Source organism: Streptomyces sp. RFCAC02 (assembly GCF_004193175.1).
Classification (GTDB): domain Bacteria; phylum Actinomycetota; class Actinomycetes; order Streptomycetales; family Streptomycetaceae; genus Streptomyces.
This window is the reverse complement of sequence record NZ_SAUH01000001.1, coordinates 5,711,772-5,723,377: the sequence shown is the minus strand read 5'-3', so window position 1 is coordinate 5,723,377 and position 11,606 is coordinate 5,711,772. Positions and strand designations below refer to the sequence as shown.

The 11,606-nt window shown below is 74.8% G+C and carries 12 protein-coding genes and 1 riboswitch; of the genes, 5 read left to right on the top strand and 7 right to left on the bottom strand.

All coding sequences use genetic code 11. From position 1 onward, the window contains the following. Positions 1–19 precede the first annotated feature (19 nt). The 4 genes from EMA09_RS26385 to EMA09_RS26370 form a co-directional block, all read right to left on the bottom strand. Positions 20–337, bottom strand: coding sequence for a hypothetical protein (locus EMA09_RS26385; protein WP_240796583.1), 318 nt, complete (start codon positions 335–337; stop codon positions 20–22). Between the two features lie 115 nt (positions 338–452). Beyond that, positions 453–986 carry an EF-hand domain-containing protein gene (locus tag EMA09_RS26380; RefSeq protein WP_129843459.1) on the bottom strand — a complete coding sequence of 178 codons (534 nt, stop codon included), beginning with the start codon at positions 984–986 and terminating at the stop codon, positions 453–455. A gap of 154 nt (positions 987–1,140) precedes the next feature. Then, positions 1,141–1,674 carry an EF-hand domain-containing protein gene (locus EMA09_RS26375; protein ID WP_129843458.1) on the bottom strand — a complete coding sequence of 178 codons (534 nt, stop codon included), beginning with the start codon at positions 1,672–1,674 and terminating at the stop codon, positions 1,141–1,143. 144 nt (positions 1,675–1,818) lie between these two features. Beyond that, the gene (locus tag EMA09_RS26370) at positions 1,819–2,751 is read right to left on the bottom strand and encodes an NADP-dependent oxidoreductase (RefSeq protein ID WP_129843457.1); all 933 of its coding nucleotides are present in this window, start codon (positions 2,749–2,751) and stop codon (positions 1,819–1,821) included. 266 nt (positions 2,752–3,017) lie between these two features. Here EMA09_RS26370 and EMA09_RS26365 point away from each other — a divergent pair, with 266 nt between their 5' ends. The 5 genes from EMA09_RS26365 to EMA09_RS26350 all read left to right on the top strand — a co-directional run bounded on the left by EMA09_RS26365 (position 3,018) and on the right by EMA09_RS26350 (position 9,366). Beyond that, positions 3,018–4,907, top strand: a complete 1,890-nt coding sequence (locus EMA09_RS26365; RefSeq protein WP_129843456.1) for a sialidase family protein — start codon at positions 3,018–3,020, stop codon at positions 4,905–4,907. Between the two features lie 100 nt (positions 4,908–5,007). Continuing rightward, the gene (locus EMA09_RS26360; RefSeq protein WP_129843455.1) at positions 5,008–6,153 is read left to right on the top strand and encodes a sialidase family protein; all 1,146 of its coding nucleotides are present in this window, start codon (positions 5,008–5,010) and stop codon (positions 6,151–6,153) included. A gap of 80 nt (positions 6,154–6,233) precedes the next feature. Then, a riboswitch (SAM riboswitch) is annotated at positions 6,234–6,349 on the top strand. A 170-nt stretch (positions 6,350–6,519) separates the two neighbouring features. Continuing rightward, positions 6,520–7,818, top strand: a complete 1,299-nt coding sequence (locus EMA09_RS26355; RefSeq protein WP_129843454.1) for an aminotransferase class V-fold PLP-dependent enzyme — start codon at positions 6,520–6,522, stop codon at positions 7,816–7,818. 123 nt (positions 7,819–7,941) lie between these two features. Beyond that, entirely contained in the window at positions 7,942–8,082 is a 141-nt protein-coding gene (locus tag EMA09_RS28560; protein WP_168220812.1) for a hypothetical protein, read from the top strand. Positions 8,083–8,175: 93 nt separating this feature from the next. Further along, on the top strand, positions 8,176–9,366 hold the full coding sequence (locus EMA09_RS26350; protein ID WP_129843453.1) for an RtcB family protein: 1,191 nt from the start codon (positions 8,176–8,178) through the stop codon (positions 9,364–9,366). A gap of 11 nt (positions 9,367–9,377) precedes the next feature. Here EMA09_RS26350 and EMA09_RS26345 read toward each other — a convergent pair whose 3' ends face one another. The 3 genes from EMA09_RS26345 to EMA09_RS26335 all read right to left on the bottom strand — a co-directional run bounded on the left by EMA09_RS26345 (position 9,378) and on the right by EMA09_RS26335 (position 11,486). Continuing rightward, entirely contained in the window at positions 9,378–9,725 is a 348-nt protein-coding gene (locus EMA09_RS26345; protein ID WP_129843452.1) for a hypothetical protein, read from the bottom strand. A 64-nt stretch (positions 9,726–9,789) separates the two neighbouring features. Then, positions 9,790–10,965 (bottom strand): macrolide family glycosyltransferase, encoded by a 1,176-nt coding sequence (locus EMA09_RS26340; RefSeq protein WP_129843451.1) that lies wholly within the window; start codon positions 10,963–10,965, stop codon positions 9,790–9,792. A 131-nt stretch (positions 10,966–11,096) separates the two neighbouring features. Then, positions 11,097–11,486: a hypothetical protein gene (locus tag EMA09_RS26335; RefSeq protein ID WP_129843450.1), complete on the bottom strand. Its 390-nt coding sequence runs from the start codon at positions 11,484–11,486 to the stop codon at positions 11,097–11,099. Positions 11,487–11,606: the final 120 nt, after the last annotated feature.

Sequence of the window (11,606 nt, the reverse complement as noted above, 5' to 3'; positions counted from 1 at the left end):
CGGGTCCGGCGGGCCGGGCTCAGCACCCTTCGGGCGACTCCACAGTCCAGGAGGGCGAGTCCCGGGACGGCGCCGGCCGCACGGTCCATTCCGAGCGGTCGGCGGACTCGTCCCAGTACGGGACCTCGCCGTAGTAGAGACCATAGGCCCAGTACTCGGGCATCTCATGGCAGATGACGTCCGGGTAGGGGTCGAACTCCTGCTCCTCGAATGCCTCGTTCACCCGGGCGACCGCCTCCGCGTAGTCGATGCGGAACGTGTCGACCATGAAGACGGCGATCTCACGGAAGTACGCCTGCATGTCGGCGTCCTCGGTGGCCATCAGGAACTCCGGCACGGCAACTCCAGCGGGTCCCGCAGCTCGTCCGAACGACGCCACATACGGTACGACTACCGGGCCGGGGCGCCGCCCGTTCCGGTGGAGCGCCACCCCGCCCTTGCGCCCGCCGTCGTCAGGCGGCCGTGTCGGTGAGCAGGTGGTCGCCCGGGATGCCGGCCTTGTCGGGGGCGTAGTAGTCCTTGATGCCCTCGACCCACGTCGCCACCGGGACGGTGTCCTCGTCCGAGGGGCCGAGGGCGTCGAAGAGCGCGTCGATGTTGGCGCGTTCGAAGCCGATCGCCAGCATCACGGCGGTGAACTCCGGCCGGCCGACCAGGCCGTCGCCGTCCGGGTCGCCGACGGCGGCGATGGCCTCGGCGAACCCCGTGACGGCCGCCCCGAACCGCTCCGGCGACAGGGCGCAGGCGCGGTACTCGTCGAAGTCGATCCTGCCGTCGCGGTCGGTGTCCAGCTCCGCCACCAGGGTGGCCCAGGAGCGGCGGAACGAGTCGCGCAGCGCTTCCCTCGCCGCCTCGCCGGACGCGGGGACCGCCTCCGCCACACGCGCCGCCATGAGGTCGAAGTCCTCGGCGTCCACGACACCGTTCCCGTTGGCGTCGAGCAGGGAGAAGACGAGCTTGACGCGGTTGATCGCCTCTGTACGCATGACTGCTTCACCTTCGGCCGTCCGATATGACGTGCTCACTATCGGCGCGGCGTACGGCATCCGGGTGAAAACGGCGGCCGTCTTCACCGGAACGGGTGGAACGGCCGGAGCGTGGGTTTGAACCGCGGTCCGCGCCCCGGCCGCCCGTCCTCCGTCAGACCGCCGGGCTGCCGACCAGGTGGTCGCCCGCGATGCCGGCCTTGTCGGGCGCGTAGTAGTCCTTGATGCCCTCGACCCACGTCGCCACCGGGATGGCGTCGGCCTCCGTGGGGCCGAACGCGTCGAAGAGCGCGTCGATGTTGGCGCGTTCGAAGCCGATCGCGAGCATGAGGGCCATGAACTCCGGCCGCTCGACCATGCCGTCGCCGTCCGGGTCGCCGAGCGCGGCCAGGGACTCGGCGAACTCGGCGAGCGGGCCTTCGAACCGCTCGGGCGCCAGGACGTAGGCGCGGAACTCCTCGAAGTCGACCACTCCGTTGCGGTCGGCGTCCAGCTCGGCGACGAGGGTCGTGCCCCAGCGGCGGAAGGCGGCGCGCATCGCGTCCTTCGCCGCCTCGCCGGACGCGGAGGCCGCCTCGGCGACCCGCGCCGCCATGAGGTCGAAGTCCTCGGCCTCCACGACACCGTTCCCGTTGACGTCGAACAGGGTGAAGACGAGCTTGGCGCGGTTGATCGCCTCTGTACGCATGACTGCTTCGCTTTCGGCCGTCCGGTATGACGTGGTCACTATCGGCTCGGCGTACGGCATTCGGGTGGGGAAGACGGCGGTCTTCACCGGAACGGGTGGATCGGCCCGGAGGCGGGTTTGACCGGGCCGGTCCTCCTCCGGAGGTCAGGGGACGGTGAGGACGAGTTTGCCCGCCGTGCGGCCCGTCTCCCCCGCCCGGTGCGCCTCGGCCGCTTCGGCCAGCGGGAACACCTGCTGCACGTGCGGGACCAGCAACCCGTCCCGCACCAGTGCGGCGATCCTCCGCATCCCGTGGTGGTCGTGCTCGACCAGCAGCGTCCGGTGGCGGACGCCCCGTGCCCGCGCGGCCGCCAGTTCCTCGTCCGGCGTGCCGCCGAGCAGGGTGACGAGGGTCCCGCCGTCGCGGACGGCCTCCAGCGAGTGCGTGCGCGTCGTACCCGCCATCGGCACGAGGGCGGCATCGACTCCGCCGGCCACCTCGCGGACGTCCTCGGCGCGGTAGTCGACCGGCCGGTCGGCGCCCAGCGAGGTGAGGAAGTCCTGCTTCCCCGCGCTCGCGGTGGCGTACACGTACGCGCCGAGGGCCTTGGCGATCTGGACGGCGAGGTGCCCGACCCCGCCCGCCGCCGCCTGGACGAGCACCTTCTGTCCCTCCCGCAGGCGGGCCGTGTCGTCCAGCGACTGGAGCGCGGTGAGCCCGGCGAGGGGCAGCGCGGCGGCGTGGACGGCGTCGAGTCCCTCCGGCCTGCGGGCGAAGGCGCGTGCCGGGCCGACCGCGTACTCGACGTACGCGCCCGGCCCGTCCGGGTACGGCAGCATCCCGAAGACCTCGTCGCCCTCCTCGAAGAGCGTCACCCCGTAGCCGATCCGGTCGACGACGCCCGCGACGTCCCAGCCGGGGACGACGGGCAGGCCGTCGTAGCGCACCGTGCCGTCCCGGTGCTTCCAGTCCGTCGGGTTGACGCCGGCGGCCTCCACGCGCACCCGGATCCGTCCGGCGGCAGGCTCGGGCAGCGGGACGTCCGTCACCTCCAGCACGTCCGGCGGCCCGTACGACCGCTGCACGACGGCCCGCATCACGACGCCGCGCCCCGGCCGCCGGCGACGAGCCCGTCCGCCCGGTGCACGGTGATTCCGGTGTGGCCCATGTCCCGCACTCCCTCCGCCCGGCACTGCTCACACCGGCAGCATCACCCGGCCGCCCGTGCCCCGCATCCCGTGCACGGGGCAGGGACGACGGGCCGATCGGGTGTGCGGGTCGGGCTCCGCGCGTGTGGTCGGGGTCCGCGCCGGGCGCGGGCGCCACACTGCCGTGACCTCCGCAGCAGACAGAAGGATCCCGCATGTCCGAGCCACCGCCGCCCCGCCGTCGCCGGGCACGGTTCACAGCCGCGCTGGCCCTGGCCGGCACGCTGCTCGCGGCGCCGTCCGCCCAGGAGCCGGCACGGGCGGCCATCGCAGCCGAGCCGGTGCAGCGGGTGCTGTTCCGCGCCGACCTGGACGGCGGCTACGCGTGCTTCCGCATCCCCGCCGTCGTGCGGACGAACGACGGCACGCTGCTCGCGTTCGCCGAGGGCCGCCGCGACAACTGCGACGACGCGGGCGACATCGACATCGTGCTGAAGCGTTCGGCCGACGGCGGACGCACCTGGTCGGATCTGAGCGTCGTCGACGCGGGCGGCGGCGACACGCACGGCAACCCGGCACCCGTCGTGGACACCGCCACCGGCCGGATCCTCCTCGCCAGCACGCGCAACGCCGGCCAGGGCAGCGGGAACTGCCCCGAGCCCTGCGCGCGCGTGCCGTACCTGTCGTACAGCGACGACGACGGCCGCACCTGGTCGGAGCCGCGCGACCTGAGCGCCGAACTGCGCCCCGACGACTGGAACTCCTGGTACGCGACCGGGCCGCTGCACGGCGTCCGGCTGGCCCACGGGCCGCACGCGGGGCGGCTCGTCCTCACCATCACCGCGGAGAGCCACGACGGCGACCGCGTCACCGCCCACCACACGGCCCTCGGCCTCAGCGACGACGGCGGCGCCACGTGGCGGCTCGGCGCGGTCGACTCCTGGCCGGTCGCGCCGGACGGCACCTTCCGGCAGAACCCGGCCGAGAGCGCGGTGGCCGAACTGCCGGACGGCACCCTGTACGTGAGCGCGCGCGAGCAGGAGGGCACGGACCTCGGTCACCGCTCCTACGCGGTGAGCATGGACGGCGGCGAGACATTCGCCGCGCCGTTCCGCGCCATGCCGGACCTGTACACGCCGCAGGTGCAGGGGTCGCTGCTGAGCCTGCCGGGCAGCGGCAGGCTGCTGCTCGCCGCGCCGGCCGACCCCGACCGGCGCCGCTCGATGATGATCCGCTCCTCCTGGGACGGCGGGCGGACGTTCGACTCCGTGGAGCGGGGCGCGCCGGTCACCGACGACTGGTCGGGCTACTCGGACCTGGTCGCCACGGCTGACGGGCTGATCGGGCTCCTGCACGAGGCGGGCGCCGCCGACGCCCGCGACGAGATCCGCTTCACGCTGTTCGGCGAGGACTGGCTCGGCCCGCGCGGGGGCGCCCCGCCCACGACCGCCGACGCGGCGGCGCCCGGGGCACCGGCCGTCGTGGAGGGCGGCCCCGCCCGCACGGCCGGGCGGTACGGGAACGCGCTCGCGTTCGACGGCGCGGACGACTCCGTACGGCTCCCCCACCGCGACACGCTGCCGCTCGGCGAGGGCGACTTCACCGTCTCGCTGTGGTTCCGCTACTCCGCGGCGTCCGGTACGCATCCGTTCCTGTGGATGGGCGGCGTCGGGGGGAACGCGCCGCAGGTCTGGGTGCGCGGCGAGCCGGCGGACGGCAGGGTACGGGCGCTCGTCACCGCGCGGGACGGCGCCGCCGACCCCGCGAGCGCGTCCGTCGCGACGGCCGGGGCGTACAACGACGGCGCGTGGCACCACCTGGCGCTCACCCGCTCCGGCGGCACCCTGACGCTGGCCGTGGACGGCGGCGTGCCCGTGACGGCGGCGGACGTGCCGGGATCGGTCAGCGTGCGCACGACGTTCGGCGTCCACCTCGGCGAGCGGCCCGACGGGCGGGTGCGGCTCACCGGCGCGCTCGACGAGGTGCGCGTGTGGGACCGGGCGCTGACGGCGGACGAGCTGCGGCGCGCCCGTGACGGCGACGCGCCGCCCACAGGTGCCGTCACGGCGCTGCCGCTGGACGCGGTGGACACCCCCGCCGGGTGAGCCGCCCCCGGCGGGTGCCCCTTGTGGCGGGCGGCCGTTCCCTCCTATCGTCCGCTGGACGACCGCACGAGGCACGCGAGCCGTACGAGGAGTCGCGATCATGCAGGGCACGCACAGCGGCGCGGGCACCACTCCCCCACCCGTCCGGACGGCCGCCGCGTCGGTGCCGTTCGTCTCCGGCGTGGGCGGGTACGCCTCCTACCGCGTCCCGGCGGCCGTCGCGACACCGGAGGGGACGGTGGTGGCGTTCGCCGAGGGCCGGGTCGGCGGCCCGTCCGACACCGGGGACATCGACGTCGTGGCGCGGCGTTCCGAGGACGGCGGCCGCACCTGGGGGCCGCCGGCCGTGGTGGCGGCCGGGCAGGGCGACACCCGGGGGAACCCGTCGCCCGTCGTCGACCCGCGCTCGGGCCGCCTGGTCCTGCTGACGACGTCGAACGACGGCCGTGCCACCGAGAAGGCCATCATGCGCGGCGAGGTCGCGGCCGACCGGTCGCGGCGGGTCTTCGTGCAGTTCGGGACGGACGACGGGCGCGCCTTCACCGCCCCGCGCGAGATCACCGCCGGGGCGAAGCGGCCGGACTGGCGCTGGTACGCCACAGGTCCCGGGCACGGCATCGCGCTCACCGGCGGCGCGCACGCGGGACGGCTCGTCGTGCCGGCGAACCACTCGGCCGCGCCGCCGGACGGTTCCGGCGACACCGGCGAGGAGGCGCGTCACTACGGCGCCCACGCGCTGCTGAGCGACGACGGCGGGCGGACGTGGCGCGTCGGATACACCGACGCCAGGGGTGACGGCACGCTCAACCCCAATGAGTCGTCCGTCGCCGAACTCCCGGACGGCCGCCTCTACTTCTCGGCCCGTGACCAGAAAGGGACGGCGCCGGGCAACCGCGCGGGCGCCCACTCGTCCGACGGCGGCGAGACCCTGGACGGCCCCGGCTACACCATGCAGCCGACGCTGTCCGCCGTGCCGGTCGTGCAGGGCGCCGTCCTGCGGACGCCGGGGCCGGACGGGACGCTGCTGTTCTCCGGCCCCTCCGACCCGGCCGCCCGCAGGGCCATGACGCTGTGGCGCAGCGACGACGGCGGGGCGGCGTTCGCACGGGTGACGACCGTGTCGGCGGCCCCGGCGGCGTACTCGGACCTCGTCCAGGTGGACCGGGAGACGGTCGGCCTGCTGTACGAGACGGGCGAGGACGGGCCGTACGAGTCGATCGCCTTCCGCGCCCTCACCGGGCTCTGACGCCCGTCGGCGGGCCGTGCTGTCCGGCAGGTGAGACAGGGGTGCGTGCCGTCGCCAGCGGTGTGCCAGAATCCCCGCGAGGTCACGAGTGACAGCGACACGGCCCCGGCCCGCTGTCCGGCAACCCTCCGTCGTGGCGGGGTGCCCCGGGTGATGACCGGGTCGCGGCGCAGGAGCCCCGCGGCAAGTACGGCCGAGGAGTTCCCTGTGCACGAGCGAATGCGGTAGAGCGCCGAGCGCTCCCCTTCCCCCAGCCCTTTCCCGGCCGGTCGCCGCCCGCGCGTGCCCGGTCTCCACGTCACGCGTCCCGCGACGCGTCGGGCGGCCCCGTGACGCCGCCCCGCCATGCCCGACGGAGGCAACCCCATGTCCACGCCTGCCCAGTCCGTTTCCGCGCCCGCCGCCACCGGGGACGACGCGCTCGCCGTCCTCAGCGCCGGCGTCACCGCCCCGCTCGCCACCGGCGGCGAGGTCGAGTACGCCGCCCTCGACTACGCCGCCAGTGCCCCCGTGCTGCGCCGGGTGTGGGACGAGGTCGCGGCACACGCGCCCCTGTACGGCAGCGTCCACCGGGGCACAGGACACCTGTCGCGGCTGACCACCGGGGTGTTCGAGGACGCGCGGCGGACGGTGGCCGGGTTCGTCGGCGCCCGCGCGGACGACCGGGTGCTCTTCACCCGGTCCACGACCGACTCGCTCAACCTCCTGGCGGCCGCCCTGCCCGCCGGCACGCGTGTGTTCGTCTTCGAGACCGAGCACCACGCCGCACTGCTGCCCTGGGCGCACCACGGTCACGACGTCACCTGGCTCGACGCGCCGGCGAGCCCGGCGGAGGCCGTCGCCACGGCCGCGGCGGCCTTCGCCACGCTGCCGGCCGGCCGGCCGGCGCTGCTGTGCGTCACCGGCGCGTCGAACGTGACCGGTGAGCTGTGGCCGGTGCGGGAACTGGCCGCCGCGGCCCACCGGTCCGGCGTCCGGGTGGCTTTGGACGCGGCCCAGCTCGTGCCGCACCGCCGGGTGGACATCGGCGACCTGGACGTGGACTGGGTGGCGTTCTCCGGGCACAAGCTGTACGCGCCGTTCGGCTCGGGGGTGCTCGCCGGGCGCGGCGACTGGCTCGACCGCGCCGCGCCCTACCTCGCCGGCGGCGGCGCCACCCGGCTGGTCACCCGCGCCCCCGGCGGCGGCGTGGCGGTCGAGTGGGCGGCCGGCGAGGCACGGCACGAGGCCGGATCGCCCAACGTCATCGGTGCCCTGGCCGTCGCGGCGGCGTGCCGCGCCCTGACGGACGCGGGCCCCGGCACGCCGGCCGGCCGTGAGCGGCACCTCCTCGGGCTGCTCCGCGACGGCCTGGCCACGATCCCGGCCGTCCGGGAACTGAGCCTGTTCGGGGCGGACGCCGAACGGGTCCCCGTCGTGTCGTTCACCGTCGAGGGGTGGTCGGGCGACGGCCTGGCGCGCGCGCTGTCCGACCGGTACGGCATCGGGGTGCGCGCCGGCCTGTTCTGCGCCCAGCCGCTCGTCCGCCGCCTGCTCGGGGAGGCGGGTGCCGACGGCGACTGCGAGGGGCCGCTCCAGGCGGTGCGCGCGAGCTTCGGCGCGGGTACGCCCGAGGAGCACGTGACGCGCCTGGTCACGGCGGTACGCCGGCTGGCGGGGGCCTGACCCGGGGGCGGGGTCACGGGACGGGTACGAGGGGACGGACTCGGCATATCAACGCCAATCCGGAGGCAGACACTCCTTCGGGACGTCAACTCCCGTTTCCCCGCGAAGTCTTCGGAGGCGCAGGTGGCCACATCGGCAGCGGTCGTCTGGGCGACCGCGTTCGGCGCCGTGGTCCTGATCGTCGCCGTGTCGGCGTGCGTACGGGCCTGGGCACAGGTGCAGATCGCGCGCATCGAGGCCCAGCGCGCCGGCGACCGCCGCTGAGGCTGCCGTACCCGCGCGGTCGAAAACCTGTTGCCCGGGTGACGGGCCGGCGGCCGACAATGGGTCACCGAACGTCACCGACAGGGGGATTCCATGTACACCGAGCTGCCCGGGGCACGGGTGCCGATCCGGATGTGGGCGGATCCGGCGGAGGTGGAGGACGCCGCGATGCGGCAGCTCCACAACGTGACCACGCTGCCCTGGGTGCGCGGCCTCGCGGTCATGCCGGACGTGCACTACGGCAAGGGGGCGACGGTCGGTTCCGTCATCGCCATGGAGGGCGCGGTGTGCCCGGCGGCGGTGGGCGTGGACATCGGCTGCGGCATGTCGGCCGTCCGGACCTCGCTCACCGCGAACGACCTGCCGGGTGACCTGTCGCGGCTCAGGTCGCGCATCGAGCAGGCCGTCCCGGTCGGGCGCGGCATGCACGACACCCCGGTGGACCCGGCCCGGCTGCACGGTTTCCCCGGCGGTGCCTGGGACGACTTCTGGGGGCGTTTCGACGGCGTGGCGGACGCGGTGTCGTTCCGCAGGGAGCGGGCCGACCGGCAGATGGGGTCGCTCGGGGGCGGGAACCACTTCATCGAGGTCTGCCTCGACACCGAGGACGCGGTGTGGCTCATGCTGCACTCCGGCTCCCGGAACATCGGCAAGGAGCTGGCGGAGCACCACATCGGTGTCGCGCAGAAGCTGCCGCACAACCAGGGTCTGATCGACCGTGACCTCGCGGTGTTCGTCACCGGCACGCCCCAGATGGACGCCTACCGGCACGACCTGTTCTGGGCGCAGGAGTACGCCCGGCACAACCGGGCCGTGATGATGGCGCTGCTACAGGGCATCGTGCGCAAGGAGTTCGCCAAGGCCCGGCCGCGGTTCGACGACGTGATCTCCTGCCACCACAACTACGTGGCGGAGGAGCGGTACGACGGCATGGACCTGCTGGTGACCCGCAAGGGCGCCATCCGGGCCGGGTCGGGCGACCTCGGCATCATCCCGGGGTCCATGGGCACCGGCTCGTACATCGTGCGCGGGCTCGGCAGCACGGCGTCCTTCCGGTCCGCGTCGCACGGCGCGGGGCGGCGGATGAGCCGGACGGCGGCGAAGCGGCGGTTCACCGAGCAGGACCTCGTCGCGCAGACGCGCGGCGTCGAGTGCCGCAAGGACTCCGGCGTCGTGGACGAGATCCCGGGCGCCTACAAGCCGATCGAGCAGGTCATCGACCGGCAGCGGGACCTGGTCGAGGTCGTGGCCGCGCTGAAGCAGGTCGTCTGCGTGAAGGGCTGAGGGTCCGCCGGTCAGGAGCCCTCCGTGCCGTACGGCACGGAGGGCTCCCGCGCACCCATCCAGACCGACGCGCACCAGCCGAGCAGCACCAGCGCGGCGCCGACGGCCAGGAGACGCGCCCACCGGCGGCGCAGGACGGCGCCGGCCGCGAGGTGGACGAGCAGGGCCGCCACCGGGACGCCGCACACCACCAGCGGCAGGTCGACGGTGTACGGGGCGCTCGGCCCCTCCCCCTCGAACGACCAGCGGTACCCGGCCGGCGGCGCGTACAGCCACGCGCCGAACCCGACGGCGGCCCCGACACCGGCGATGGCGCACACCACGCCCATGGCGCCCGGCGAGTCCCGACGTGTCGTCATGATCCCGCGGACGCCGGGGCGTGCCCCGCCGGTTCCCGGCCGGGCCGGCCGGGAACCGTGAGGGTCAGGGCAGCAGCTCCTCGATCAGGTCGGCCGCCCGTCGCGTGCCGCCCTCGGCGAGCGCGTCGGCGCGCAGCCGCGCCGAGCGGCGGGCGACCTCCGGGTCGGTGACCAGCTCGTGCAGCGCCGTGCGGAGTGCGTCGGCGGTGGCGTCGGCCGTGTCGATTCGGCGGGCGACGCCGAGTTCGACGAGCCGGTCGGCGTTGGTGAACTGGTCGACGGCCTGGGGGACGGCGATCATCGGAACACCGGCGAGCAGCCCCTCGGCGCTGCTCCCCATTCCGGCGTGGGTGATGAACGCGTCGGCACGCTCCAGGACGGCGGGCTGCGGCACCCAGGAGCGGACCTCGACATTGCCGGGGATGCGCCCGAGCCCGGCCGGGTCGGTGTACTTCCCGATCTGGAGCACCATGTGCCAGCCGGGCAGGTCACCGAAGGCGGCCAGGCACTCCCGGTAGAACTCGGGGCGGCGCGTGTAGGCGGATCCGAGGGAGACCAGCAGGACCCGTTCGGCGCCGTCCGGGCGTTCCCAGGTGCCGTCGGCCGACCGGTCCCCGGGGCAGGGGCCGACGAACGTGACCGTGTCGCCGTCGGTCTCGTCCGCGTGCGGCTGCATGGCGCGCGGGATCAGGGCGAGCACCCGCGGCGGGCGTCCCGAGAAGGCGTCCATGTCGGTGGTCGTCGCGCCGCAGCCGGCCAGCCACCGCCCGAACCGCTCCCGGTACGCGTCGGCGCCGGGCAACCGCCAGATGTGGGCCGCGACTTCCCGCTCGTAGCTCTCCCACGCCACATAGGTCGGGGAGAGCTGGACGAGCGGGCGGCCCTGCGACTCGGCGAGGACGCGCGCGGCGTACGCGCCGATGTCGTAGAGGTAGAGGTCCGCGGGGTCGGGGTCGTAGACGGCGCGGAGCTGCGGGAGCGCCCGGACTGCGTCGTCGAGGAAGAGGCCCATGGCGGCGATCGGGTCGTCGGGCCAGGCGTTGTCGGCGACGGGGAGGGTGGAGGCGCACCGGACGAACTCGGCCCCGGTCGCGGTGATCAGGTCGGCGACCGGGAGGTCGTTCGCGTAGGTGACGCGGTGGCCACGGGCCACGAGTTCACGGATGACGGCGAGACCGGGCAGGACGTGGCTGACGGCGGGGATGCCGACCATCGCGACATGGGCGCGGCGACGGGACATGGAGGATCACTCGATTCAGGTGTACGGCTGGTGGGAGACGGCAGGCCGACGCGCCACCCGACGCCGGAGGCGTGGGGCGCGGTGGGCGGGGGCCGTGTCAGCCGTACATCAGGATCTGCATGGAGCGGAGTCTAGCCGGGGGCGTGATCCGGGCGCGCGGGGTTTTCCCGGACGCCCGGCGGTGTGCGGGGAGCCGGCCGCGCCGCGAGCCGGGTGAGGAGCACGCCGGCGGCGCCGTAGGCCAGGAGCAGCGTCCCGTTCCTGACGTCCCGGCGCCGCTGGGCCGACTGCACCCGCTGCTGCTGCGCGTACGTCCTGGTGGCGACCGCCGTCGATCCGTCGAGCACCGAGCACTCGGTGTCGCCCGGACGCATCGGCCCCGGTCGTTCCTCCCCGTCCGCGCCCACGTTCTCGCCGGGGCACACGACCTCGTCGGACGCGGTCAGGCCGCCGGCGAGATCGGCCGCTCCCCACACGGCAGGCAGCAGGAACAGCGCCACGAGAACGCCTCGGTACCCCATCGTGTTCTCCCTCCCGCCCGGACCGGCCCCACCCTATTGGGGTCCGGCCGCTCCGGCCCGGGGAGGCGGCCCCCCTGCCCGGGCCGGAGCGGTTGTCCCCGAACTCGGCAGTCCCTCGGC